The 25,090-nt window shown below is 64.8% G+C and carries 21 protein-coding genes; 8 read left to right on the forward strand and 13 right to left on the reverse strand.

Going from position 1 to position 25,090, the window contains the following annotated elements; all coding sequences use genetic code 11:
* Window positions 1–7 precede the first annotated feature (7 nt).
* The gene (locus tag JJ918_RS14700) at window positions 8–421 is read left to right on the forward strand and encodes a hypothetical protein (protein ID WP_291888886.1); all 414 of its coding nucleotides are present in this window, start codon (window positions 8–10) and stop codon (window positions 419–421) included.
* A gap of 107 nt (window positions 422–528) precedes the next feature.
* Window positions 529–750 (forward strand): hypothetical protein, encoded by a 222-nt coding sequence (locus tag JJ918_RS14705; RefSeq protein WP_291888890.1) that lies wholly within the window; start codon window positions 529–531, stop codon window positions 748–750.
* Here the strand turns inward: JJ918_RS14705 and JJ918_RS14710 are convergent.
* From JJ918_RS14710 to JJ918_RS14730, 5 genes are all read right to left on the reverse strand, one after another.
* Window positions 747–1,184, reverse strand: a complete 438-nt coding sequence (locus JJ918_RS14710; protein ID WP_291888923.1) for an HIT family protein — start codon at window positions 1,182–1,184, stop codon at window positions 747–749. The two genes, JJ918_RS14705 and JJ918_RS14710, sit on opposite strands and share 4 nt — an antisense overlap.
* Before the next feature lie 62 nt (window positions 1,185–1,246).
* Complete coding sequence (locus JJ918_RS14715; protein WP_291888926.1) at window positions 1,247–1,750, reverse strand: hypothetical protein; 504 nt, start codon at window positions 1,748–1,750, stop codon at window positions 1,247–1,249.
* Window positions 1,750–2,928 carry a GNAT family N-acetyltransferase gene (locus JJ918_RS14720; RefSeq protein WP_291888929.1) on the reverse strand — a complete coding sequence of 393 codons (1,179 nt, stop codon included), beginning with the start codon at window positions 2,926–2,928 and terminating at the stop codon, window positions 1,750–1,752. Before JJ918_RS14720 ends, JJ918_RS14715 begins: the two co-directional genes overlap by 1 nt.
* Window positions 2,929–2,942: 14 nt before the next feature.
* On the reverse strand, window positions 2,943–4,313 hold the full coding sequence (locus JJ918_RS14725) for a M48 family metalloprotease (RefSeq protein ID WP_291888932.1): 1,371 nt from the start codon (window positions 4,311–4,313) through the stop codon (window positions 2,943–2,945).
* Between the two features lie 180 nt (window positions 4,314–4,493).
* Window positions 4,494–7,109 carry a ribonuclease E/G gene (locus JJ918_RS14730; RefSeq protein WP_291888934.1) on the reverse strand — a complete coding sequence of 872 codons (2,616 nt, stop codon included), beginning with the start codon at window positions 7,107–7,109 and terminating at the stop codon, window positions 4,494–4,496.
* Window positions 7,110–7,597: 488 nt separating this feature from the next.
* Between JJ918_RS14730 and JJ918_RS14735 the strand changes: the two genes are divergently transcribed.
* From JJ918_RS14735 to JJ918_RS14750, 4 genes are all read left to right on the forward strand, one after another.
* Complete coding sequence (locus tag JJ918_RS14735; RefSeq protein WP_291888937.1) at window positions 7,598–8,812, forward strand: N-acetylmuramoyl-L-alanine amidase; 1,215 nt, start codon at window positions 7,598–7,600, stop codon at window positions 8,810–8,812.
* 105 nt (window positions 8,813–8,917) lie between these two features.
* Window positions 8,918–11,425, forward strand: coding sequence for a penicillin-binding protein 1A (locus JJ918_RS14740; protein WP_291888940.1), 2,508 nt, complete (start codon window positions 8,918–8,920; stop codon window positions 11,423–11,425).
* A 74-nt stretch (window positions 11,426–11,499) separates the two neighbouring features.
* A protein-coding gene (gene prfB / locus JJ918_RS14745; RefSeq protein ID WP_291888943.1) for a peptide chain release factor 2 occupies window positions 11,500–12,631 on the forward strand; the annotation gives its coding sequence in 2 pieces (ribosomal slippage) (window positions 11,500–11,568 and window positions 11,570–12,631; 1,131 coding nt in all).
* A 23-nt stretch (window positions 12,632–12,654) separates the two neighbouring features.
* Entirely contained in the window at window positions 12,655–13,059 is a 405-nt protein-coding gene (locus JJ918_RS14750; RefSeq protein WP_291888946.1) for a SirB2 family protein, read from the forward strand.
* Here JJ918_RS14750 and JJ918_RS14755 read toward each other — a convergent pair.
* From JJ918_RS14755 to bcp, 7 genes are all read right to left on the reverse strand, one after another.
* Complete coding sequence (locus tag JJ918_RS14755; RefSeq protein ID WP_291888949.1) at window positions 13,056–13,364, reverse strand: transcriptional regulator; 309 nt, start codon at window positions 13,362–13,364, stop codon at window positions 13,056–13,058. The two genes, JJ918_RS14750 and JJ918_RS14755, sit on opposite strands and share 4 nt — an antisense overlap.
* 10 nt (window positions 13,365–13,374) lie before the next feature.
* Entirely contained in the window at window positions 13,375–14,001 is a 627-nt protein-coding gene (locus tag JJ918_RS14760; RefSeq protein WP_291888951.1) for a hypothetical protein, read from the reverse strand.
* Between the two features lie 66 nt (window positions 14,002–14,067).
* Window positions 14,068–15,288, reverse strand: a complete 1,221-nt coding sequence (locus JJ918_RS14765; protein WP_291888954.1) for an acyltransferase family protein — start codon at window positions 15,286–15,288, stop codon at window positions 14,068–14,070.
* Window positions 15,289–15,458: 170 nt separating this feature from the next.
* Window positions 15,459–15,920: a polymer-forming cytoskeletal protein gene (locus JJ918_RS14770; protein WP_291888955.1), complete on the reverse strand. Its 462-nt coding sequence runs from the start codon at window positions 15,918–15,920 to the stop codon at window positions 15,459–15,461.
* A gap of 58 nt (window positions 15,921–15,978) precedes the next feature.
* Complete coding sequence (locus JJ918_RS14775) at window positions 15,979–17,229, reverse strand: peptidoglycan DD-metalloendopeptidase family protein (RefSeq protein ID WP_291888957.1); 1,251 nt, start codon at window positions 17,227–17,229, stop codon at window positions 15,979–15,981.
* 104 nt (window positions 17,230–17,333) lie between these two features.
* Window positions 17,334–18,143, reverse strand: coding sequence for a ferritin-like domain-containing protein (locus JJ918_RS14780; RefSeq protein WP_291888960.1), 810 nt, complete (start codon window positions 18,141–18,143; stop codon window positions 17,334–17,336).
* Window positions 18,143–18,613, reverse strand: a complete 471-nt coding sequence (gene bcp, locus JJ918_RS14785; RefSeq protein ID WP_291888961.1) for a thioredoxin-dependent thiol peroxidase — start codon at window positions 18,611–18,613, stop codon at window positions 18,143–18,145. Before bcp ends, JJ918_RS14780 begins: the two co-directional genes overlap by 1 nt.
* A 102-nt stretch (window positions 18,614–18,715) precedes the next feature.
* On the opposite strand from bcp, the gene JJ918_RS14790 reads away from it, so the two are divergent.
* Window positions 18,716–22,156, forward strand: a complete 3,441-nt coding sequence (locus JJ918_RS14790; RefSeq protein ID WP_291888964.1) for a DUF3971 domain-containing protein — start codon at window positions 18,716–18,718, stop codon at window positions 22,154–22,156.
* 148 nt (window positions 22,157–22,304) lie between these two features.
* On the opposite strand, the gene tyrS is transcribed toward JJ918_RS14790, so the two are convergent.
* Complete coding sequence (gene tyrS, locus JJ918_RS14795) at window positions 22,305–23,549, reverse strand: tyrosine--tRNA ligase (protein WP_291888967.1); 1,245 nt, start codon at window positions 23,547–23,549, stop codon at window positions 22,305–22,307.
* A gap of 62 nt (window positions 23,550–23,611) precedes the next feature.
* On the opposite strand from tyrS, the gene JJ918_RS14800 reads away from it, so the two are divergent.
* Window positions 23,612–24,715 (forward strand): anhydro-N-acetylmuramic acid kinase, encoded by a 1,104-nt coding sequence (locus JJ918_RS14800; protein ID WP_291888970.1) that lies wholly within the window; start codon window positions 23,612–23,614, stop codon window positions 24,713–24,715.
* The last annotated feature ends 375 nt before the right edge of the window (window positions 24,716–25,090 follow it).

The following is a 25,090-nucleotide window of genomic DNA, read 5'->3' on the forward strand; positions in this document are numbered from 1 at the left end:
AATGGACATGCGCCGGTCTGGACTGCCCTATCTTGCCCTTCTGAGCCTGGTCGCCGTTCAGGTGATCTATGCGGGCTATTGGGCGCTGCACGATATCTCGGCCCGGCTGGGCTTGTGGGCGGATACCGATGCGGCGAGGACGTTCGTTTCTTCGCTGACCGTCACGCAGGAAGTCCTGTTCTTTTCCCACGTCGTCATGAATGTCGTCGTGCTCTTTCTGGTGTGGAAATTGCGCTGGTGGGCGCTGCCGGCCTTCATCCTGTCCTTCGTGCTCGACCGGGCGGAATGGGTGATCATGGCCGGCAATGTCGTATTCTCGAACATGGTCGCGGTCGATGCCTGGACGGTGTTTTCCTTCACGCTGCAAGGCATGATCATCGCCTTGCTCGTGGTCCTCGTGTCCGAGGGCCGGTTGCGCTGAACGCGCTCTCAGGAAATTGCGCGTGACGACGGACACGCTGCCTGAAAAAAGATGCGCATATTCTATGCGGTGTCCCGCTTGTTCTCCCCGGCCTTCAGGACACGACCATGCCACCTGTCACAAAGCGTACCCTTTCCGTCGATCTGCCTGACGCACTCGTGCGCCGGGCTGCACGCCATGTCGGCCCGCACGGGTTCAGCGCCATTCTGGAGCAGGCCCTGCTGCTGTGGCTGGAAGAGCACGAGGCGATGCAGACACAAGCACAGGCGCCTGACGTATCGAACGCAGCCTATGGTCAGACCGGCCCCGCTTCGCGCGAGATCGTCTAGGGCTTTTCGATCGCCGCAGCGATCTTGTCGGCCTGTGCCTTCAGCTCGTCCATATCCGCCTGGCCGCCGCCATGCGCGCCCAGAGCCACCCCGTCCATGCGCGGAATGATGTGGAAGTGGACGTGAAAGATGGTCTGCCCGGCCGGCGCGCCGTTGAACTGGGTGATCACGATTCCGTCCGGCTTGAGAGCAGACTTCACCGCATTGGCGATCCGCTTGACCCGGACGATGGTGGCCTGCAGGGCTCCGTCGGTCATCTCCAGCGCATTGCGCACCGGCTCGCGCGGCACGACGAGTGTGTGGCCGGGTGCCTGCGGAAACAGATCCATGAAGGCAAGCACGTGCTCGTCCTCATAGACCTTCACGCACGGCATCTCGCCCTTCAGGATTTTCGCGAAGATATTTTCGGGATCGTAGGGGCCGGTGAGGCTCATCTCGGTTTCCTTGCATAGCGGCGACACAGCGCAGTCTATGGAAAGCCGATATGGTTTGGGGTTCAAGCGTCCGGTGCACGGCTTCCGATTGCCGGGTCGGCATTCGGCATTCCTGCTTTTGACAGGCCATTCGGGTTATAACCCAGCTCTTCCGCCGTAAAGGGGGCAGGAGGTTTGCGATCCGGTGTCCAGTGGTGACCGCAGGCACGACAGTGCCGACGTTGCCGTTTTAGCCGGTAGTTGAAGCTGAAGGAGAAAACCAGAAAGAACAGGGCTTGCATGAACCAGTCGGTCGCACGCCTGGCCTCGAAGCCGCACTCCGGACAGGCTTCCACGGGTTCGGGTGACGTATGCCGCCAATCGCGGGCAATTTCGCGGGCCAACTCCATGTCTTCGACATATACCCAGATGCGATAGCCGCCATAGGTTAGACGACGATCGGGATACAGGCTGTGAATATTGAGGTCTGGCTCCGCGACCCGGACGCCGCCAGCCCGCAAGGCCGATGCCAGGACAGCACCCTCAACCGGGTCAAACAGGGCGGCGATCTGGATCCAACTGGTCATCAATCGTGACGTTTAAAGGGGCTCTCCGCATCCTGCAATGCGATATCCGTCTCCACGGCGGCGCGTTCGCGAACGAGAAAATCGGCAACGGCGTCGCGGAATCCTTCATTCTCGATATAGTGTGCCGAATAGACCGGGCGGGGCCGGTAGCCGCGCGCCAGCTTATGTTCGCCCTGGGCCCCGGCTTCAACACGGTCGAGGCCGCGCGCGATCGCGATATCGATGGCCTGGTGGTAGCACAGTTCGAAATGCAGGAAGGGATGGTCGTCCAGACGTCCCCAGTAGCGGCCGTAAAGCGCGTTCGAGCCGATAAGGTTGAGCGCGCTGGCGATATAGCGCCCGTCCTTTTTTGCCATCACCAGGATCACCCGGTCGGCCATGCGCCGGTGCAGCAGGTCGAAAAAGGCGCGGTTGAGGTAGGGATAGCCCCATTTGCGCGAGCCGGTCTCCTGGTAGCAGGCAAAGAAGACATCCCAGTGTGCCGGCTGCAGCGCACCGCCGGAGAGGTGTTCGATCTCGATACCGGCCTGGGCCTCGCGCCGCTCCTTGCGCAGGGCCTTGCGCTTGCGCGAGGAGAGGTCGGCGAGAAAGGCGTCATAGTCGGCATAGCCGCGATTGGACCAGATATACTGGCGATCGAGGCGCTGCAGCAGGCCGTAGCCTGCCAGCTCGCTCCATTCGGCTTCCGCCGGAAAATTCACATGCCAGCCGGACAGGCCCCATTGCTGCACGGTCTGGATGGCGGCGGCAGCCAGCGCGCGGCGGATACCGGCCTCGCCGGACAGAATCCGCCGCCCGGTCACCGGAGAAAAGGGCACCGCGGTCAGAAGTTTCGGGAAATACTGTCCGCCGGCGCGTTCATAGGCGTCGGCCCAGCCATGGTCGAAGACGTATTCACCCATGGAATGGGTCTTCAGATAGAGCGGCAAGGCGCCGCGCAGCTGGCCCGAAGCGTCTTCGACAATGAGGTGGCGCGGCAGCCAGCCGGCCTCTTCGCCGACACAGCCGCTGGCTTCGAGGGCTTCAAGGAAGTCCCAGCTGATGAACGGGTCGTATTCCGCGCCCGGCGGATTCGCCACGGCGTCCCAGGCAGCCGGTTCGATCCCGGACAGCCCGGTGACCGAACGCAGGGTCAGCTCCGGCGAGGACCGGTCGTCATCGGCGGGAGGCGGTGTCACAGCCTGGCAGTCCGTCAGTTCATCCGCTGACGTTCACGGCGGCGCATTTCGCGCAGATCGTCCTCGGTCGGTTGCGAAACGGCCTGGATTTCCGTGGCGCGGAACCAGGAGGTGCTTCCCTGGTCGAGGCCTTCGCGGGCACGCATGGCGAACTGGTAGGCCCGCATCCGGTCGCCGACGGCAAAAGCCTGTTCCGCGACGGCCAGCTGGGCGAGGGCGGTATCGCCATTGCGGTCGTGCAGGATGGAGAGCTGGTACCAGGCGAAGGCGTTGTCCGGCTCGATATCGAGCGCAACGCGCAGGTGCTGGGCCGCCTCTTCGCGATAATCCGGGTTCTCGGTCGCGATCATGGCAATCGCCAGATTGACCCGCAGCAGCGGCGCTGTCGGCTCAAGCTCCACCGAACGCCGGTGCGGCCCGATCGCGTCTTCGGGATGACCGCTCTCGAACAGCATCTGGCCGTGAAGCTCATGGAAATAGGGATTGTCCGGTTCTTCCGCGAGCAGGCTCTCGATCTCCTCGACCGCGCGCTCCAAACGGGCATCGTGATAATAGGCCACGGCCCGGGCATAGCGCGCCGGCAGCGACGTATCGCTCTCCGGATAGCGGAAGAAGACATACTCGGGGTCTACGAGAAAGCCGTAGATCTTGGCCTGGATGCGGCGCAGTTCCGCGATGTCTTCCGGGGAGTCCGGTTGACCGTGATAAGGCGAAGCGGCCACGCCGCGGCGCAGCGACTGGATCCGGTCCGATGACAGCGGATGCGAGCGGAAATAGGGGAAGCGCCGGGCCTGGGACATTACTTCCTGATAGCGGAAGCGCTCGAAAAAGCCGACAAGGCCTTCCGGATTCTCGCCGGCGGCTTCGAGGAACTGGAGCGCGGCCTGGTCGGCGCTGGCTTCCTGGGCGCGGGAATAGGTGAGGTAGGACAGGGCGCCGAACTGCTGGCTCGAGGCCATCAGGGCACCGGCCGCGCCGCCTTCGCCGGCCAGCGCGGCCAGTACGCCAAGACCGAGGCTGACGAACATGGGCGTGCGCGCGGCGGCCATGGCGTCGCCAGAGCGCGCCAGGTGGGCGCCGGTGATGTGCCCGGTTTCGTGTGCGATGACGCCCTTGAGCTGGTTGGGTGTATCGGCTTCCACGATCATGCCGGTGTGCATGAAGATGTTCTGACCGCCCGTCACGAAGGCGTTGATTTCCGGATCGGCGACCAGATAGAAATCGACATCATTGATGTTGAGGCCGGCGGCCTCGATGATCGGATCGGCATATCCGCGCATGACATGCTCGATCTCGGTGTCGCGGATCAGTGACTGTGCCCAGCCTGCCGATTGGGCGGTCACGGCAAGACTGACAGCTGCGGCGATGGTTTTCAGGACGGACATCCTGCCTCCACTACTCGGCCCCCGCCTTTTCATGTCTGCATGATAGCAGCGCGATCCCCATGCGCCACCCGGTGATTTAGGCGCGCCGGCCCGCTGTGCAAGCCCGCGTGCAAGCCGATGTGCCTCGAAGGCAGTCGGCCCGGCCTCGCTGAGCGCGCGAGAGGCCGGGCCGGTCTGCGATCAGTTTCCGAACAGGCCGGTCCGGTTCCACCAGCCGCGGCGCTTGGGCTTGTCGTCAGCCTTGGCGTCCGCATCGGCTGCAGCCGGCTCAGGCTGGGCTTCCGGTTCCGGGCTCGGTTCCGGAGCGGGCTCTTCCGTGGCGGCATCCTCGGCCTCGGTTGCCGGCGGGGTTTCCGGTTCGGCCTTCTTGCGGCGCGGTGCCCGGCGTTTCGGCTTGGGCTTTTCCTCCGCGGCCGGCTCTGCAGCCGGTTCGGAGGGCACTTCAGCCTGGGCTTCTTCGGCCGGTGCGGCCTCGGCATCGGCCGCCTTCTTGCGCGGACGGCGCGTCCGGCGCTTGGGCTTCTCGTCCTCGGCTGCCGGCGTTTCGGTCGCTTCCGGCGCCTCGGCCTGGACGGTCTCCTCGGCAGGAGCCGCCTCGGCCGCCGCATCGGCCTCGTCCGTCTTCTTGCGACGGGTCCGGCGCTTCGGCTTGGGTTTTTCTTCCGCAGCCGATTCCTCGACGGTCCCGGCGTCGGCAACCGGCTCGGCCACGGCTCCGGCCTCCTCGGCCAGCGCGTCTTCGATCACTTCGCGGGCTTCGCCCTCGATGACCTCGCCCTCAGCGGCCTGCTCGTCGCTTTGCCCTTCGGCACTGCGGCGGCGGCCACGGCCACCCCGGCGGCCGCGGCGGCGGCGCTTGCGGGGCTGATCGTCACCGTCTTCGGTGCCGTCTTCGTCAGAGCCGGTGTCGGCCGCTTCGGTGGCATCGCCATCCTCGACCTTGATCACATCCATCGCGCTGGACGTGTCCTCGCCGGAACCCGGCTTGCGGCGGCGACGGCGGCGGCGCCGTCGGCCGGACGCTTCGCGGCTCTCCTCGGTCTCGTCCTCGACTTCCACGGGATCGGGAATATCGATCTCCTCGATCGACTCGACGGAGAGCGGTGCGACGGGCAGTTCGTCGCCCGGTTCGCGGCTTTCCAGCGCCTCGATGGTGAATTCCGGCGCCATGATTGTGTCGTCGGCGGCCACGGCGATGCGAATGGCGAAGCGTTGCTCGATCGCCAGCAGGTGATCGCGCTTGTCGTTGAGAATGTAGATCGCAACGGCAGTCGGCAGCGAGATGCGCACGCGCTTGGCCTTGCCGCGCGTGGCCTCGCGCTCCAGGCCGCGCAGGGCGACGAGGGCGCTCGATTCTGTGGAGCGCAGATGTCCGGAACCGCGGCAGGTCGGGCAGGGTACGGTCGAGCCTTCGAGCAGGCTGGTTCGCCGACGCTGGCGCGAGATTTCCATCAGGCCGAACTGCGAGATGCGGCCGACCTGCAGGCGGGCCCGGTCGCGCTTGAGCACGTCCTTCATCTTCTTTTCGACGGCCCGGTTATTCTTGTTCTCATCCATGTCGATAAAATCGATCACGATGAGACCGGCCAGGTCGCGCAGACGCATCTGGCGGGCCGCCTCGGCAGCGGCTTCCATATTGGTCTTCAGCGCCGTCGCCTCGATATTCCGCTCGCGCGTGGAGCGGCCCGAATTGACGTCGATGGAGACCAGGGCCTCGGTCGGGTTGATGACGATATAGCCACCGGACTTCAGGGGCGCGATCGGCGAGTAGATCGCTTCCAGCTGCGCCTCGACCTGGTGCTGCAGAAAGAGCGGCACGGTCTCCTTGTAGTGCTGCACCTTCTTGGCGTGAGACGGCATCAGCATCCGCATGAAGGCCTTGGCCTCCTTGTAGGCTTCCTCGCCCTCGACCAGCACGCTGTCGATCTCCTTGTCATAGAGATCGCGGATGGCACGCTTGACCAGATTGCCTTCCTCATAGATCAGCGCTGGCGCGACGGACTTCAGCGTCAGCTCGCGGATATTCTCCCACAGCCGGACGAGATAGTCGGCATCGCGCTTGATCTCGGTCTTGGTACGGCTGGCGCCGGCGGTGCGGATGATCAGGCCGACACCCTTGGGCAGGTCGAGCTCGTTCACCACGGATTTCAGGCGCTTGCGGTCGGCTGCATTGGAAATCTTGCGGGAAATGCCGCCGCCGCGCGGCGTGTTCGGCATCAGCACGCAATAGCGGCCGGCCAGCGACAGATAGGTCGTCAGGGCAGCGCCCTTGTTGCCGCGCTCTTCCTTGGCGACCTGCACCAGCAGGATCTGCCGGCGCTTGATGACTTCCTGGATCTTGTACTTGCGGAACATCTGCCGGCGGCGGCGGGCCGCCTGGGCATCGTCGACATCGTCCTCGGAATCGTCGCCGATGGTTTCCGGCGCTTCCGGCGCGTCCTCGCCATCCTCGGCGTCGTCGGAAGCCGCGGCGTCCTCGACATGCGGTTCCTCGTCCTCCTCGCGCGCAGCGGAGGCTTCTTCCTCGGCGAGGGCGACACGATCCTCATAGGGGATCTGGTAGTAGTCGGGATGGATTTCGTTGAAGGCCAGGAAGCCGTGGCGATTGCCGCCATACTCGACGAAGGCCGCCTGCAGCGACGGCTCTACGCGCGTGACCTTGGCGAGGTAGATGTTGCCGCGAATGGGCCGGCGGGCTTCCGCCTCGAAATCGAAATCCTCAACTTTGGAACCGTCTACGACAACGACGCGGGTCTCTTCGCGATGACCTGCGTCGATCAGCATTTTCTTGGACATTAAAAGTCTCTCCTGCGCACGCCTGCAGGACGGGCCGCTCCTCTGGAACGGCGGAAATCGTCGGCGGCGGCGGGGGTGTGATGGACGGGGGGCTGCCTGTCGTCGTCGATCTCAAAAACACTGGCGATCGACGTTGCATCAGGCGCTCCTCGCGCATCGGCAGTTACCATGTGCGCCTCCCGGCCTGCTGTCAGGGCGTCGGGCGCGGCGGTCGGGGCTCCGGTCTTCAAGAGATCCGGAACGGCGATAGTGATTCCGGCGGCCCTGGGGCTTGGCCGGTCCTGCCCGGCGGCCCGATCCGCGAATAAAAAACGCGAGGTCGCCAAGGCGTTGGCAACATGCAACATTCCAAACGCGAAGAAAAGTGTTTGTCGCCGTCCCGTGCTTGCAGGAAATTTCTTCGGGGGGCATCAACGAAACGTCAAGCTCCGCGCCCTAGTCTGGCAAAAAAGCCGTTTGGGAATCACGGTAGTTAAGATGGTGTGGAAATGCGGATTCGTTTGTTTGTATCGGCCATTGCGGGCCTTCTGAGTTTCGCGGGCGCAGGCCTTGCGGACCAGGAAATCCGTGATGTGCGCTTTGGCGTCGATGGCGAACGCACCCGCGTCGTGATCGAAACGGCCGAGCCTGCCGATTTTCGCGCCTTCACCCTGGACGGGTTTTCCGACCGTCTTGTCGTCGACATGCCCGACATGCGCTGGTCCGTGTCCGGACTGACGACAGGCGAGGGCATGGGGCACGGCCTCGTCGATACCTTCCGCTTTTTCAACAATTCCACGTCCAGCTCGCGCGTCGTGTTCGAACTGGAGCACCCCGCCGTCATCATCGACCAGTTCGCGCTCGATCCGAGCGATCCCGGCGGCAATCACCGCCTGGTGATCGATGTCGAGCGCGTCACCGCGGAAACCTTCGAGACCTCCTCCGGCTTTTCCCATACCCGCGCCGAAAGCCTCGATTCCCTGATCGCGGAACGCGTCGAGGCGGTCTATGTGCCGCCGGAGCGCGAGCGCCGCGTGATCGTCGTCGATGCGGGGCACGGCGGCAGTGATCCCGGTTCAATCGGCCGGTCCGGTACGCATGAGAGCGATGTCGCCCTGGAAGCTGCGCGCGAACTTCGCCGCCAGCTGGAGGCGACGGGGCGCTATGAGGTCTTCATGACCCGCGAACGGGATGTCTACCCGTCCTGGGGCGAGCGTGTCGCCGTGATGGCCGATGTCCGTGCGGACCTGTTCATTTCGCTTCACGCGGATTCGTCGGGCAATTCGGGGGTTCGCGGTGCGGCGGTCTATACGCTCAACGACACGGCCGAGAACCGGGCCCGCCAGCGCGCCCGCCAAGATGCCGACCACACGATGCAGGTCGATGTGAACAATATCCTCGTCGAGCTGGAGCTGCGCGAGAAGCGAAACCAGTCCTCGGCCTTTGCCGAAGTCCTGCTGCAGCACCTCGGCTCGGCCGGTCCGCTGCTGGCCAACCCGCACCGCCAGGCGAATCTCTTTGTCCTGCTGGATCCGCGCGTGCCGGCCGTCCTGCTGGAAATGGGCTTCCTGACCAATGCGACGGACGAGAGCAATCTCACCTCGGCCAGCGCCCGGCGGACGCAGATGTCAGCAGTGGTCCGCGGCATCGACAGCTATTTTGCCCAGCGTGGTGACGATGTGCAGTTCGCCGGCAGTGACACGGTTGCCGCCCGGACGCGGTAACCCCCTATGATCGAACGCCGCGGACGGTCATAATACGGCCGTGGTTTTGGGTATCGTGCCGATGGTCACGATGGGGGGCTGCATGTCGAGCGGCCAGAGGGCGTAATGAAGATTTTCACTCTGCGTAACATGATGCGTACCGCTTTGTGGGGCGGCATCGCCGCTGTCGTGTTGGGCGTGATCGCGTTCGTGGCTGCGGCTGTCTATGTGGTGCGCGTCACCGACGACCTGCCGAATCACGAACAGCTGGCCGAATACCAGCCGCCCATCATGAGCCGGGTGCATGCGGGCGATGGCCTGCTGATCGCCGAATACGCGCGTGAGCATCGCGTTTTCGTGCCGATCGACAATATCCCGCAGAATGTCGTCCACGCCTTCATTTCCGCGGAAGACAAGAATTTCTACGAGCATGGCGGTCTGGACCTGCGCGGCATCATCCGCGCGGCGATTTCGAATGTCGGCAATGTGCTCAACGGGCGCCGTCTCGAGGGCGCCTCGACCATCACCCAGCAGGTCGCCAAGAACTTCCTCCTGTCCTCGGAGCAGCGCATCGAGCGCAAGGTGCGCGAGATGATCCTGTCGCGCCGGATCGAGCGCGCCTTCACCAAGGACCAGATCATCGAACTCTATCTCAACGAGATCTATCTGGGCAACCGCGCCTACGGCGTGGCGGCGGCGGCGCTGAACTATTTCGGCAAGTCGCTGGACGAGCTCGAGCTGCACGAGATCGCCTATCTCGCGGCGCTGCCCAAGGGGCCGTCGAATTATCACCCCGAACGCAATCGCGAGGCCGCGATCGCCCGCCGCAACTGGGTGATCGAGCGGATGGCGGAGAATGGTTATGTCTCCGAAGAGGCCGCCCGCGAGGCCCAGGCCCAGCCGCTGGAGACCGTCGACCGCCTGTCCGGCGCGACCTACACAGCGGCCGAATATTTCGTCGAGAATGTCCGCCGCGAAGTCTTTTCCATGTATGGCGAGGACGAGCTTTATGATGGCGGCCTGTCGATCCGCACGACGCTGGATACCTCGATGCAGCTGGCCGCGCGGCGTGCCCTGCGCGACGGGCTGGAAGCCTATGACCGCCGCCACGGCTATCGCGGCCCGCTGGCCACGATCGAAACCGGCGAGGGCTGGGTCGAGCGCCTGTCCGAGGTCGAGATTCCCGGCGATCTCGATGATGGCTGGATGCCCGCCATAGTGCTGGAAACCACTGCCGACACGGCCCGGATCGGTTTCCTGAACGGTGAGGAAGGCGAGATCCCGATGTCGGCCCTGGAATGGGCCCGGGAAACCCTGGCGGACGGTCTGCTCGGTGCGGCGGTCCGTCGCCCGTCCGACGTGCTGGGCGAGGGCGATGTGATCCTGGTCGCCTCGATTGCCGACCAGGAAGGCTATTCGGAAGGCCAGTACGGGCTGCGCCAGGTGCCGCAGATCAATGGCGGTATTCTGGCCATGGACCCGCATACCGGCCGCGTTCTGGCAATGGTGGGCGGGTATTCCTTCCAGCACAGCCAGTTCAACCGGGCCACCCAGGCGCGCCGTCAGCCCGGCTCCTCCTTCAAACCCTTCGTCTATGCCGCTGCGCTGGACAATGGTTACACGCCGGCCAGCCTGATCCTGGACGCTCCCTTCATCGCGACCGGCGGTCCGGACGAGCGCTTTTACATGCCCTCCAACTATTCGGAACGCTATTACGGCATGTCGACCCTGCGCCTCGGCCTAGAGCTGTCGCGGAACGTGATGACCGTGCGTCTGGCGCAGGAAATGGGCATGGAGCCGATCGCCGAATACGGCGAACGCTTCGGCATCTATGACGATCTCGAGCCCGTCCTCGCGATGGCACTGGGTGCCGGGGAGACCACGCTCTACCGCCTGGTCTCGGCCTATGCGACGCTGGTCAATGGTGGCCGCCGCGTCGAACCGACCATCATCGACCGGGTGCAGGACCGCACGGGCTCAACGATCTTTGCCCACGAAGTCCTGCCCTGCGACACCTGCGACGTCTCCGAATGGTCGCCGGAGCTGCACGAGCCGCAATTCCCGGAAACCCGCGAGGAAGTCGTCGATCCGGTGACGGCCTATCAGGTCGTTCACATGCTGGAAGGCGCCGTCGAACGCGGAACGGGTACGGCCCTGCGGCCGCTGGGCCGTCCGCTGGGCGGCAAGACCGGCACGACCAATGATTTCCGCGATGCCTGGTTTGTCGGCTTCGGGCCTGACCTTGTGGTCGGTGTCTATGTCGGTTTCGACACGCCCTACCAGCTGGGCAATGGCGAAGCGGGGGGCGTTGTTGCCGCGCCGATCGCGCGCGACTTTCTGGAAGTCGCACTCGAGAATTATCCGGTTGCGCCGTTCCGTGTGCCCGAGGGTGTGCGTCTTGTGCCGATCGACCGTTCCAACGGCACGCCCGGTGCTCTGGGCCAGTCGGGTGTGATCCTGGAAGCCTTCCGTCCCGGAACGGAGCCGTCGCGCACCTCCGAGGACGAGGAAAGCGGGCTCTCCTTTGCCCGTGACAGCGTTAGCGACGACCCGCTGGCTCTCCTGCTGTCCCGGCAGGAGCAGCAGGAAGAGGACGAAGGTCCGGAGGATGACGAGCTGGGCGGTCTGTACTGACCGTCTTGTCTCGCGCCTCGCGCACCTCTATCCCGGCAGTCACACCTGTTTGAATCAGCCAGGCCTTTGCCATCATGCGACCTGAAATCCAGAGCCTTTCCGATGAAATCCAGCAGGCAGTGGGCCTGCTGAGGAGGCGTCTTTGACTGGGATACTGCCCAGAAACGCCTCGACGAGCTGAACGCGAAATCCGAAGCGCCGGACTTCTGGAACGATCCCCAGAAGGCCCAGGTCCTGATGCGCGAGCGCAACCGGCTTGAGTCGGCGATCGAGACCGTTGTCGAGGCCGAGCGCGAGCTGTCCGACGCCATCGAGATCATCGAACTGGCCGAAATGGAAGACGATGCGGACATGGTCGAGGAGGCCGTGTCCGGCCTGAAGCAGCTGGCCGAGCGTATGCGCCGCGCCCAGCTGGAGACGCTGCTCTCCGGCGAGGCTGACGGCAATGACGCCTTCCTGGAGATCCACTCCGGTGCCGGCGGTACGGAAAGCCAGGACTGGACCGCCATGCTGGCGCGGATGTATTCGCGCTGGGCGAATGCGCATGGCTACAAGGTCGAAACGATGGAAGAGCAGGCCGGCGAAGAGGCGGGCCTGAAGTCCACCACGCTGCTGGTGAAGGGCGAGAATGCCTATGGCTGGCTGAAGACGGAAAGCGGTGTGCACCGGCTGGTGCGGATCTCGCCTTTCGACAGCTCTGCCCGCCGCCACACCAGCTTCTCCTCGGTCGGCGTCTACCCGCAGATCGACGATGCGATCGATGTCGAGATCGACGAGTCCAAGGTGCGCACCGATACCTATCGCGCCTCGGGAGCGGGCGGCCAGCACGTCAACAAGACCGACAGTGCCGTACGTCTGACCTACGACATGCCCGGCGAGGACAAGCCGATCGTCGTGCAGTGCCAGAATGACCGTTCCCAGCACAAGAACCGCTCCCAGGCCTGGGACATGCTGCGCGCGCGGGTCTACGAGATCGAGCTGCAAAAGCGTGAGGCCGCGGCCCAGGCCGAAGCCGACAGCAAGACCGAGATCGGCTGGGGGCACCAGATCCGCTCCTACGTCCTGCAGCCCTACCAGATGGTCAAGGATCTGCGCACCAATGTCGAAACCTCGAACACGTCCGGCGTGCTGGACGGCGATCTCGACGAATTCATGGCGGCAGCCCTGGCCGCGCGTGTCGGGGGCGACGACGAGGCCGAGGGCTAGGCGGGCGAGCGGGGTTTGACGACATGGAGAGCTGGTACATCGCGTTGCGCCATATCCATATGACGACGATTGCGCTGAGCGGGGTTTTCTTCCTCGTCCGCGCGATTGCCGTCAATCTGGCCGGGGCCGGCTGGCCCCGCCTGCGGCCCGTGCGCATGAGCAGCTATGCAATCGACACCGTATTGCTGGTCTCGGCGATCGCCCTGACCGTGGTGACCGGCCAATACCCCTTTGCGGATGCCTGGCTGACGGTGAAGGTTGTGCTCCTGATCGTCTACATCGCCCTGGGCATCATCGCCTTGCGGCCAGCGCGTCCGGCACCCGTGCGGCTCGTCGCGACCGCCGCCGCGGCGACTGTCTTTCTTTTCATCGTCACCGTCGCCCGGACCCATCATCCCATGGGCCTGTTCTCGGGGCTGCCGCTCTAGCCGTCCTTATCTCCGGACTGTCCCAGCAGCCGGCCGATCGCCTCGATATAGGCGGCGAAAGCCTTGCGGCCGGCGGGCGTCATGCGGACCCGGGTCAGCGGCTTGCGGTTCAGGAAGCTCTTGTCGATGGCGACATAGCCGGCGTCCTCGAGTTTGCGCAGATGGATCGACAGATTGCCCTGCGTCGCGTTGAGCACCGTCTTCAGTTCCGTGAAATCGGCCACATCGGTATTGGCCAGATGGGTCATCACACCCAGCCGGATACGTCCGTGAATGATGTCGTCGATGTCGTCGATACTGCTCACGGTCGTGCCGTCATGCCTCTGCTTGCGTTGGCCGCGCTGCCCGCATGAGCAGATAGCCCGGCAGGGACATCAGCAGCAGGAGGGCGAGGCTGGTGATCAGCAAAAAGCGGTTATTCACGCCGTTCACGGCCAGCAGGATGGCCGCGGCAAACCAGCCGAGCGAGACGGCGCCCTGCCACAGGCGGCGGCGCAGGCGGAAAGCGATGAACCAGGTGCCGCCGAACAGCGCGAAGACGACTTCGGCGTGCAGCAGCCAGGGTTCCGCGCTGCCGGTGCGGTAGGACATCAGGCCGAAAATCACCACCAGGCACAGATTGATCAGGCCGGCGGCGATGAAGGCGGCTTCATAGGCGCGGCCGGAGAGGGTTTTCGGTCCCTTCGACCAGTCGCGCATGGTGACCGTGATGATCGTGCCCAGCACACCGGCGTTCGCGATCACCACGACAGCCAGGTCGGCGAGTGGGGGCAGATCCACATGACCGCCAAAAGAGAGGTACTGGATGAAGGTCTGGACGGCATAGAGGCCGCCGCAGATGAAAAGGACCAGTCCCAGGGAATGGGAGGGTGTTTCATCGCCGGTCGCCAGACCGCGCATGAAAGCGAGGTCGGCACGGGCATCAGCAAGCTTGTCGGTCATGATCTGCCCCTTGGGCAAGGGCCCGGACGGGCCTTCGCAGGTCACGTCCGGGCAGTATGAATTGATTCACGCGGAGGCCTTATCGGCAACTGGCAGGCCGGATGAGCGCTCGTCCTGCCTGGGCCGGCGGCCATTGAGCCAGAGGCCGAGCCAGGTGTGGCGGACACCGATCTGATAGCTCGCCAGCAGCAGGACCATCGAGAACACGACGATCAGGGTCAGCTTCAGCACGCCGGGCAGGGCGACGTCCGACAGGGCGATCTGCAGCGCCATTACCAGCGGCAGGTGCATGAGATAGACCCAGTAGGATGCATCGGCGAGATAGCGCCAGGTGCGGCTGGCCCGGCTGAAGACATGCAGGGCGAGCCCGGTCAGGCCGAATGTCCAGGTCCAGATACCCAGCGCATAGGCGGCGGAATAGATCAGCCGGTCCGTCCCCGGCTGTGCCGGCATCAGCAGCGGCTCGATACCGGTGATGGACAGGCACACAATCGTCAAGGCGATGGCGGCGGCGAGATTGATGTGCCAGCTGCGCTTCCAGGCAGAGAGGACCAGGTCGCTGTTGCGGCGGACGGCCCAGCCGGCCGCAAAGGCCGTGCCGTAGGCGATCAGGGCGCCATTGTTCGGAACCAGGCCGGTGTCCGGCGTGGGAATGCCGAACCATTGCATCCAGAACGGCGCTGTGGCGAACCAGGCGAAGGCGGGCAAGGCCAGAGCCACGGCGCCCAGTGGTGTTGTGGCCAGCACGCGTGTTGCTGCGTCGATCAGGCTGCCGGTGCGGTCCTTGCGGTCGAACATGCGCATCAGGGCCGTGAGCGGGAGGCTGACCAGGTAGAAGCCGGTCAGCAGGTAGAGAAACCACAAATGGGTCAGCGGGAATGTGCCGACGGTGAGGGGCGGAGCCTCCTGGTCCGGCAGTTCGCCGCCATTGGCCTTTGCCACGCCCCACAGGAAGACGCTGGCGATGGCGATGAATATCGGCAGCCAGAGTGTAACGAGCGGCAGAAGGATCCGCTGCCCGCGGTCGAGCGCGAAGCGGGCAAGGCTGCGGCGCTCCAGAACGAACCGGGCGAAATAGCCGGCGATCAGGAAGAACAGCACCATGCGGAACATGTGCGGGACATAGAAAAGCAGGGAAAACTCCGTGGCGGCTGCATTGTCCTGCACGATCCAGACCGGCGGGCCGGGAATGAAGGACATCGAGGCGTGCAGCACGACGCCGAGCAGGAGCGCGATCGCTCTGACGGCGTCGAGCGCATGGAGGCGGGTTGAGGTTTCACTGGACATGACAGTCTCCGATCAGGTTGTCTGACATGTATCACCAACAAGTTTATAAAACAAACATATCTTTCAATGTGTGCCAGTGCCGCCAAGACCGTTGCCAATTGTGCTGCAGGCAAGAAAAAACCGGCGCCTGGGGAGGCGCCGGTCTTGTCGTTCTGAAATTTTGATCCGGGCTAGAAGCCGGACTTCGATGCCGCAACCGGCGGCTCGAGCGAGTCGAGCGGATCGGGCTTGCCCGGGGCCGGCGGCTTGCTGTCGGCCTTGGGCGCATCGACCTTCGGCTTGGCCGATTTCGGTGCGTCGCCGGTCTGCATCGGATCGGATGCGTGGCGGCAGTGGCCGTCGAAATAGGCACCGGCTTCCACGGAGAGCGTCGCGTGGACGATGTCGCCCTCGATACGTGCGGTCGAGGCCAGCTGGACCTGGCGGGCACGGACGCTGCCGGTCACCTTGCCGCGGATCACGACGGTCTCGGCAGAAACTTCGCCCGAGACAGAGGCGTCCTCGCCGATGATCAGGGATCCGGCGCGAACATCACCGTCGACCTGGCCGTCGAGCTGGATTTCGCCGTCGGAAACAATCGACCCGGTCAGAACCAGATCGCTGGACAGAATGGACGGAGCTTTCGATTTCATGGCGGTCCTTTTCGGGGGAGGGGCAAACGACGCTCCGCTGTCGGAGGACGAGGTCTCTTTAGCCTTGTTGAACATACTGGCCGGCTCTCAACAAACGTTCCGGATCGATAGCCGATCCGTTGTACCAAATTTCATAATGCAGATGGGTCGCGGTACTGCGTCCCGTGGACCCCATCCCCCCGATGAGTTGTCCGCGGTCAACCGTATCGCCCCGTCGCACTGCGATTTCGTGGAGATGGCCGTAACGGGTCACAAAGCCGTAACCATGGTCGATCTCCACCGTGCGACCATAGCCCGACCGCCAACCGGCGTAAATCACTTCGCCAGGGCCGGTCGCAATGATCGGTGCCCGGCGGTAGGCGGCAAAGTCGAGGCCGTAATGCGAGGTGGGGCGTCCGTTGAACGGATCGATCCGGACCCCGAAATCCGAGGTGCGGCGATAGGTGTCGCCGATCGGCACTCCCAGCGGGCCGGAGGTCACGAAGTCCTCGAGTTCTTCCACTTCCAGCAGGCGTGCCGCGATGCGGTTGATGCGCGAGGAAAAAGCGTCATCGAGTTCGAAGTTCGGGTTGGAGCCGGCGGAGAAAAGGTCGGTCTCCGAAATCGGATGGAAGGGACCGCCGCGTTCTTCGCCTTCGCGCTGATCGGCAATCACGTCCTCGATGTCCAGCCCGGTCAGACGCAGAACAGCGCGCAGATTCTGCAGGCGGGCTTCGGTGGCGTCTTCGGCACGGGCCAGCACGGCATCCTGCTCGCCCATGAGATAGGCAATCTGGTCTTCCGGCGCGTCGGAGGTAACAGAGGCGACGGCAGCCATCGGATCGCGGGCCTCGCGTGGAGACGGGTCGGCCGGCGCTGCGGCCATCAGGACCCGGCCATCGTCGAGGGCGGGCGAGGGCGACATCTCGGTTCCCGTCAGCTGTTCGGCAAAGCTGACCAGCTGGCGCAGCGTCTCGTGACGCATCTGGAATTCGTACGCGGTGCGGTCGAACTCCTCCATGCGCGATTCCATGAAGGAGATGACGGTGGCCTCATTGGCCTGGGCCTCAGCGACCATGCGGTGATAGTAGATCCGGTCGCGCTCGATCTCGGCATCCTTTGCTGCGATGGCGCGCCCGTGAAAAGCGACGGAAACGGTCGAGAAGCACAGCCATCCCGCCAGAGCTGTCGCCCCGAGGAGTGCGCCGATCTGGACGCCGGTGGAGATCGCGAAATAACGGACTTGCCCGTCACTCCGGTGATAGATCTGCCGATCCGGAAACCAGCGCTGAGCCGTTCCCCAAACAGCTTCTTTGACTCGTGATAACATGCGTTACGCCGCTTAGATTTTGCCTGCCCCAAATTCCCTGCGCGAGCATGTGACACAAAAGCCCGCTGGATATCAATACACGCCAATGCAAGAGCTGCGCCGTCTCAGACGAGGGGGCCGTAAAAATCCGCCGGCAGATCGGCACGCTTGCGCGCATCGGTATTGAAGGGAGGTTTGAGGCGCCCGCGGAAATATTTGGTTACCAGGGTCTGAAAATGTGACGCCGGTTCGTGGCCCGATTTTTCGCATAAGTATCTGAACCAGCGGGCGCCTGCGGCGACATGCCCCACTTCTTCTTCATAAATGATCCGAAGAATTTCGGCGCTTTCGCGGTCACCGGCAGACATGAGCCGCTCGATCATGCCGGGTGTCACATCCAGTCCGCGCGCCTCCAGAACCATGGGGGCCACGGCAAGCCGGGCGTCCAGTGCGCCGGCCGTGGTCTGGGCCGAATCCCACAATCCGTCATGGGCGGGCAGGGCGCCGTAATGGCTGCCCATGGCTTCCAGACGGTCGGCCACCATCTCGAAATGGCGGGCTTCGTCATCGCCGACACCGACCCAGTCGGTGACGAATTCCGGTCGCCGGGCATCGTCCAGCGCCGAATCATGGGCGAAGCGGACGACCATGTCGAAGGCGAGGTCGATCGCATTGAACTCGATATGGGCGATCGCGTGCATCAGGGCGCAGCGGCCGGCGAGCGTATTCAGCCGCCGGCGCGGAACCTTGCCGGGCGCCACGCAGACCGGTTCAGCAGGCCGTGCCGGGCGTTCAGGCGCCTCGACCGGCTCGCCAAGCGGTACGACCCCGCCGGTCCAGGCCCGGGCTGCCTCGCGTGCCGCCGCCGCCTTGGCGCGCGGTTCCGCCGTTTCCAGAACCCGCAGCGCCAGGCGAAGAAGCGTCTCGTCGCTCATCAGGCGAGCTTGCGGGCCGCCTCGAGCACGGCGTCGGCATGGCCCTTCACTTTCACCTTGCGCCAGATCTCGGCGATTTTTCCGTCCGGACCGATCAGGAAGGTCGCACGTTCGATGCCCATGTATTCGCGGCCATAGAGCTTCTTGAGCACCCAGACGCCATAGGCTTCGCAGATCTCGCCGGCCTCGTCGGCGATCAGTGCCACTGAAAGGTCATGCTTGGCCTTGAACTTGTCATGCTTTTGCACGCTATCCTTGGATACCCCGATGACGACCGTGTTGGCAGCCTCGAAGTCGGCCTGTGCACGGGTGAAGTCGATGGCTTCCGTGGTGCAGCCCGGCGTATCGTCTTTCGGGTAGAAATAGAGCACAACGGTCTTGCCGCGCAGATCGGCCAGGTCGATCTCGTTTCCGCCATCGGCGGGCAGTTTGAAAGTCGGAGCAAGGTCGCCGGTTTTGAGTTCGCTCATCATATCCCTCTTGCGCTTGTTACCGTGGATGCGGGCTGATGAGTGTAAAATGCGCGTAGAATCCGGCGCGTCCAGTCTTCCCGCTGCGGTCGGGAGGCGCTGATGCTGCGCAAATCCCTGCGCTGGAGCCTGATCTACCTGCTCGAGGCGGTCGCCGTCCTGCTGGCGCTGGCGATCTTCGGCATTGCTGCAGTCCTGTGGCGTCTGTCCAGCGGTCCGGTCGAGCTCGATTTCCTGCGCGAGGATGCCCAGCACATGCTGGCCCGGGCCTTCGAGGGCGATGTCGTGGCGCTCGGCCGGTTGCAGGCCGGCTTCGACCCCCAGACACGCGCCCTCATGCTGATGGCGGGTGATGTCACGGTTGCCGACGAGACCGGTGACGTCATTGCCCGGGCGCCGCGCATCGAGGCCGGTCTGGCGGTCGATTCCCTTTTGCTGGGCCGGCTGGAACCGGTCGCCCTGAACATCCAGGGCGGCTCGCTCTCGCTCGTCCGCCGGGCCGATGGCGCTGTCGGGGCGGGACTGGGCAGTGCGGAGCGCGTGGCGGCCAATGCGCAACTGCCCGAGCGGGGCGGCGATGAGAGCGCCAGCCTGTTCCAGCTTCTGGCGGATCCGCAAAATCCCGCCAGCCGCCTGAGCCGGTTGCAGCATGTGCGTATCGAAGAGGCGGCCGTGCGGATCGTCGACGCCCAGAGCGGGATCGCCTGGCTGGTGGATGATGCCGGTGTGCGTTTCGAGCGTGACGATACGCGCATTCTGGCCGAGATCGAAGGCCAGTTCGCGACACCGTCCGGCTTTGCGCCGGTCGAGCTGCGTCTGCAGGCCGGCGCCGATCTGGAGACGCTGCTGTTCGAGGCGCGCTTCCAGCAATTATCGCCTGCCGGCGTGCTGCCTGACAGCGGCCCCCTGGCGCCGCTGCGGGCAGTGGATGCGCCGGTCTATCTGGACTTTGTTGTCGATGCGACGCGCCAGGGCGGAATCCGCACGGCCTCCATCGTGCTGGATGTGGGCGATGGTGAAATCCTGACGGGGGGTGAAGCCCGCCGGATCGCCGGCGCGCACCTCTCGGCCCGTTTTGACCCGGTTGAGAGCACGATGAGCATCCATGAGGGCTGGATCGAGTCGGATGTGTTCTCGGCCCGCCTTGAGGGCGAGGTGACCGAGATCGGCGGTTATAGCGGCGCCCTGCCGACCCGCGGCCGCTTCGATATCCGTGTCGGGGAAGGCTTCGTGGCGCTGGGCGATGTGTTTGAACGCGACCCCTCCTGGGAAGCGCTGATCGCCCAGGGCGACATCCGGCTGGACGAGTATGCAGCGACGCTCGACCGGCTCGAACTCGCTGTCGATACCATCCGCGCCGAGCTGGCCGGCGAGGTGTCGCTGAGCCGCGCCGAGGATGGCCGCTTTCTTCCCAATCTGCGCCTGACGGGCCCGATCGTGGGCGATGTGCAACCCGCGACCGTGCTGGCCTACTGGCCGGTCGAGCTGGCCGACAGCGCCCGCAGCTGGGTGCAGGAGCGTATTCTGGGCGGCCGTTTCTACAATGCGCGTTTCGACCTGGATCTGCGGGCCGAGGATATCGAGGCCGAGCAGATGGACAATGAGCGCATGACGCTCGGTTTCGACTTCGAGAACGCTTCTGTCCTCTACATCTCCACCATGACGCCGCTGGTCGAGGGGCGCGGCCATGCTGTCCTGCGGGGCAATGCGTTCGAGGTCGCGATGGAAAGCGGCCGTATCGGCGATATCGAACTGGTCGACGGTTTCGTCGATATCCCGCGGCTCAATCCGAAGGGCGCGATGGCGCGCTATGGCGGCGTGGCCCGCGGCGATGCCTCCGATATTCTGGCCCTGATCGACGAACCGCCTTTGCACCTGCCCTCGGAATACGGACTCGACCCGGCGCTCGTCGGCGGGCAGGGCGAGATGCGCTTCGAGATCCGCCGGGCCATGCTGACCGATGTTCCGCCCGAGGAGATACCCTTCTTCATCGATGGCACGTTCAGCAATGTCAGCCTGAATGTTCCCGGGACACCGATCGAGCTTACGGGCGGCGAGATCGCGATATCTGCGCGCCAGGAGGGGCTGGAAGCCTCGGGTGATGCGCTGTTCGGCGAAACACCGGTGCATATCGACTGGACCGAGACGTTCGGCCTGCCGGACGATGCCGCCTCGACGCGGATCGGCCTGTCCGCCGATGTCACGGCGGCGACGCTGGATGTGTTCAATATTCCTGTGCGGCGCTATTTCGACGGTCCCATCCGTCTTACCGGCGAAGCGGTTTCGGACGGTCTGGATTTCCAGTCGATCGATCTTCATGCCGATCTGCAGCAGGCGTTGCTGGAAACGCCCGGCGGCGTGTGGAGCAAGGCTGCCGGCGTGCCCGGCGAAGCTGAACTGCGTATCTCCGTGGACGAGACGGGCCGCTATTCCGTCGACGCGCTGGCCGCCCGCAGCGAGGGAATGGAAGTAACCGGCAGCCTCGTCATGGGGGCCGGAACCCGGCTTGAGCGCGTCGATCTCGACCGGCTTTTCATTGAGGGCCTGGCGGATATCTCGGCCCGGCTGGTCGTGCCGGAAACCGCCGGTGCGCCGCTCGATCTGCAGCTGTCCGGCCAGTATGTCGATGTGTCCGATTTCGTGGCCCAGCTGACGTCGCTCGGTGAGGGCGGGGGGATGATGCCCCTGTCCGTGAATGCCGATATTGCGCGGCTCATCCTGTCCGAACGCTCGGTGCTGGACGATTTCAATCTGATCTGGCGCAGCGAAGCAGAGGGGATCCGTGCCTTCTCCGTTTCCGGCCAGACCATGGACGGCTCCTTCCAGGCTGCCTTTGGCGCCAGTGAACCCGGCGGAGCACGCGAATTCCGCCTGCAGGCGCCGAGTGTCGAGCGGGTCGCCTCGCTGTTCGGGGTAGAATCCTATGCCCTGGGCGGACGCATGGCGATGCTCGGGTCTGCGCCGCCCCTGGGCACGGAAGGCCCCTTGTCGGCCCGGCTCGAGATCTCCGATCTGACGCTCGTTCGCGTGCCGATCCTGGCCCGGATCCTCGCCGCCGGTTCCTTCCAGGGGCTTGCCGCGCTGCTCAATGGCGAAGGGATCGTCTTCGACCGGATCGATGCCGACCTGCTCTACGAGGACGGCCTGATGACGATCGGCGATGCCCGTGCTGCCGGCAATGCGCTTGGCGTGACAGCGGCCGGCACGATCGATTTCGGTGCCGAGCGGACGGCGATCGACGGCAATCTCGCACCGTCCTACGCGCTCAACTCCCTGTTCGGCGGCGTGCCGGTGATCGGCGATATCCTGGTCTCCCGGCCCGGCGAAGGCGTGATCGGCATCACCTATTCCGTCGAGGGGCCGTTCGACAGTCTGACGGTCTTCGCCAACCCGCTTTCCGCACTGGCGCCGGGCCTGCTGCGCCGCATTTTCGAAGGCACGGCCGCCGAACGTGCCGCCCGGGAACGGGCGCGCGATGCCGGTGTGGAGGAGGCCGCTCCCGAGCCGGAAGACACGCCTGAAGAAACAGGGCCGGACGATTAACTCCACCCCCCTCTCCCTCGGGAGAGGGATCGAGGGAGAGGGGGAAAAACCGCGTTTGGCGATCACGCGCCGGCATCGGGATGTCCCCCTCATCCGCCCGTCGGGCACCTTCGCCCCGCGGGAGAAGAGGTATGTACGACCCCGCCTCCTACACCGGCTTGGCCAGGGCGTGGCGCTTCTTGCCGACCGACAGCTTGATCGCGCCGTCGACGACCAGATCCGCCGTCGGACGGGCGAAAGGATCGGTCAGCGGGGCGTCATTCACCTTGGCAGCGCCGGCCTTCATGTGGCGGCGCACCTCGCCGTTCGAACCGGCCAGACCGGCCTCGACGAACAGGCCGACCAGCGTGACGGCCTCGTCCGACATGTCGAAGGTGACGGTGGGTAGCGCGTCGCCCGCACCGCCGCCGGCAAAGGTCTGTTTCGCGGTCGCCTCGGCCTCGCGGGCGGCATCGGCGCCGTGCAGCAACGTCGTCGCCTCATTGGCCAGGCGCACCTTGGCATCGTTGATCTCGGCGCCTTCCAGCGCTTCCAGCCGGGCGATCTCGTCCAGCGGCAGATCGGTGAACAGGCGCAGGAAACGGCCGACATCGGCGTCCTCGGTATTGCGCCAGAACTGCCAGTATTCGTACGGGCTGCGCATGTCGGCATTCAGCCAGACCGCGCCATCCATCGTCTTGCCCATCTTGGCGCCCGACGCCGTCGTCACCAGCGGCGTGGTGAAGCCGTAGACTTCCTTCTGGTCGACCCGGCGGCACAATTCCACGCCATTGACGATATTGCCCCACTGGTCGCCGCCGCCCAGCTGCAGCGTGCAGCCCGTACGCCGGTTGAGTTCAAGGAAGTCGACCGCCTGCAGGAGCATGTAGTTGAATTCCAGGAAGGTCATCGGCTCTTCGCGCGACAGGCGCTGTTTCACCGATTCGAAGGTGAGCATGCGGTTGATGGTGAAATGCGTGCCGAAGCGGCGCAGGAATTCCAGATAGCCGAACTCGGAGAACCACTCGTTGTTGTCGACGACCATGGCGTCGGTCGGACCGTCGCCGATCGACATCAGCCGCGAGAAGGGCTGCAAAATGCTTGCCTTGTTGGCCGCGATCTGTTCGTCGTCCAGCATGGCGCGGACCTTGTCCTTGCCCGTCGGATCGCCGATCTTGGTCGTTGCACCGCCCATCAGGATGATCGGCTTGTGGCCGGCCTGCTGCATGCGCCGCAGCATCATGATCTGCACCAGCGAGCCGACATGCAGCGAGGACGCCGTGGCGTCGAATCCGATATAGCCCGTCACCACGCCTTCGCTGGCCGCCTTGTCGAGGCCTTCAAGGTCGGTGGACTGGAAATGATAGCCGCGCTCGACGAGCACGCGCACGAGTTCGGACTTGTAATCGCTCATGATCGCTCTCCTGATAGAGCGCTTCTAGGTCGAGCTTTGCGCCGAGAAAAGAGGGGCCGCACATGAAACGCGTGATCGGACTGATGAGCGGCACCTCGCTGGACGGTATCGATGCCGCCCTGATCGAGACCGACGGCGTGCGCATCGCGTCCTTCGGACCCGGCGAAACCGTGCCCTATACCCGCGAGGACCGGGCCATCCTGCAGGCCGCCGTGGATGCCGCGCTGGACTGGCAGTTCACCGGTCCGGCGCCGGATTTCCGCCGCGCCGAAGCCGTGCTGACCGACCGTCATGCCGAAGCCGTGGAGCGCGTTACCGCCGCGGCCGGACTGGATATGGGCATGGTCGAACTGGTGGGATTTCACGGCCAGACCGTGCTGCACCGTGCGCCATCGGGCGGCAGTAGCGGGCAGACGCTGCAGATCGGCGACGGCGCGGAGCTGGCCAGCCGGCTGGGCGTTGACGTCGTGCATGATTTCCGCACCGCTGACATGCTGGCTGGCGGGCAGGGCGCGCCGCTGGCACCGCTCTATCACCGCGCGCTGGCCGATCATGCCGGGCTGGACGGGGCGGTCGCCGTGCTCAATCTGGGCGGTGTCGCGAACGTGACCTGGATGGCGCCTGGCCGCGATCCGGTCGCCTTCGATACGGGGCCGGCCAACGGGCTGATCGATGCCTGGTGCGCCCGCCATACCGGCGAGGCATTCGACCGCGACGGGGCGCTGGCCGCATCCGGGCGGGTGCATGACGCCACGCTGGACGATCTGCTGCAGCATCCCTTCCTGGCGCTGGCGCCGCCCAAATCCCTCGACCGCTGGGACTTCACTCTTGAGCCCGTCCGCAATCTCGCCGCGCCCGACGGCGCCGCCACGCTGACCGCTTTCACCGCCCGCAGTGTCGCCGATGCCATCGAACGCCTGGGCCGGCCGGACCGTCTCCTGGTCACCGGCGGCGGCCGGCTGAACCCGACCCTGATGCGGATGCTGGGCGAACATCTGGGTGTTGCCGCCGAACCGGTCGAGGCCGTCGGCTGGCGCGGCGATCTCCTGGAAGCCGAGGCCTTCGCCTGGCTCGCGGTCCGCGTCGAACGCGGCCTGCCCACCAGCCTCCCCTCAACCACCGGCGCCCGCCACGCGGTCTCCGGCGGTAGAATCTCACGGGTTTGAGGCGGTTTCTTCCCCCCCGAACTCCACTTCCCCCGGAATAAATGTTCAGCCCGGGGAAAGCGGAAGTGTTCATTTCAACCTCTTCCATTTTTCCCGGATGCAAGCCTGCGCAGGCAGGCTGCAGATCCGGGACCGACCGACCGGCGTGAAGCGTGAGCCGCGTCCATTCGGTCCCGGACAGCGCTGCGCGCTTCCGGGAAAAACTGTGTGTTTGGAGAAGAGGAAACACAAAACCCTCCACGGGCTTGCGCCCTGGAGCGATGAGAGGGGTGCGGGATGCACGGCGGACATCGTGTCCGATTTGAAGCTTTGGTGGTGATGCCCGAGGCATCCCGCACGCGGAGATTTACCCGGGTCCCTTGCGGGCCCCGTCTC

Source organism: Maricaulis sp., from assembly GCF_017642925.1.
GTDB lineage: Bacteria > Pseudomonadota > Alphaproteobacteria > Caulobacterales > Maricaulaceae > Maricaulis.

Coding starts and splice junctions, on each gene's coding strand:
- JJ918_RS14770 (WP_291888955.1), bottom strand. CDS start 15,920: ATGAAATCGAAAGCTCCGTCCATTCTGTCCAGCGATCTGGTTCTGACC.
- JJ918_RS14735 (WP_291888937.1), top strand. CDS start 7,598: ATGCGGATTCGTTTGTTTGTATCGGCCATTGCGGGCCTTCTGAGTTTC.
- JJ918_RS14705 (WP_291888890.1), top strand. CDS start 529: ATGCCACCTGTCACAAAGCGTACCCTTTCCGTCGATCTGCCTGACGCA.
- JJ918_RS14790 (WP_291888964.1), top strand. CDS start 18,716: ATGCTGCGCAAATCCCTGCGCTGGAGCCTGATCTACCTGCTCGAGGCG.
- JJ918_RS14710 (WP_291888923.1), bottom strand. CDS start 1,184: ATGAGCCTCACCGGCCCCTACGATCCCGAAAATATCTTCGCGAAAATC.
- JJ918_RS14775 (WP_291888957.1), bottom strand. CDS start 17,229: ATGTTATCACGAGTCAAAGAAGCTGTTTGGGGAACGGCTCAGCGCTGG.
- JJ918_RS14750 (WP_291888946.1), top strand. CDS start 12,655: ATGGAGAGCTGGTACATCGCGTTGCGCCATATCCATATGACGACGATT.
- JJ918_RS14700 (WP_291888886.1), top strand. CDS start 8: ATGCGCCGGTCTGGACTGCCCTATCTTGCCCTTCTGAGCCTGGTCGCC.
- bcp (WP_291888961.1), bottom strand. CDS start 18,613: ATGAGCGAACTCAAAACCGGCGACCTTGCTCCGACTTTCAAACTGCCC.
- JJ918_RS14780 (WP_291888960.1), bottom strand. CDS start 18,143: ATGAGCGACGAGACGCTTCTTCGCCTGGCGCTGCGGGTTCTGGAAACG.
- tyrS (WP_291888967.1), bottom strand. CDS start 23,549: ATGAGCGATTACAAGTCCGAACTCGTGCGCGTGCTCGTCGAGCGCGGC.
- JJ918_RS14725 (WP_291888932.1), bottom strand. CDS start 4,313: ATGTCCGTCCTGAAAACCATCGCCGCAGCTGTCAGTCTTGCCGTGACC.
- JJ918_RS14760 (WP_291888951.1), bottom strand. CDS start 14,001: ATGACCGACAAGCTTGCTGATGCCCGTGCCGACCTCGCTTTCATGCGC.
- JJ918_RS14740 (WP_291888940.1), top strand. CDS start 8,918: ATGAAGATTTTCACTCTGCGTAACATGATGCGTACCGCTTTGTGGGGC.
- JJ918_RS14730 (WP_291888934.1), bottom strand. CDS start 7,109: ATGTCCAAGAAAATGCTGATCGACGCAGGTCATCGCGAAGAGACCCGC.
- JJ918_RS14765 (WP_291888954.1), bottom strand. CDS start 15,288: ATGTCCAGTGAAACCTCAACCCGCCTCCATGCGCTCGACGCCGTCAGA.
- JJ918_RS14800 (WP_291888970.1), top strand. CDS start 23,612: ATGAAACGCGTGATCGGACTGATGAGCGGCACCTCGCTGGACGGTATC.
- JJ918_RS14715 (WP_291888926.1), bottom strand. CDS start 1,750: ATGACCAGTTGGATCCAGATCGCCGCCCTGTTTGACCCGGTTGAGGGT.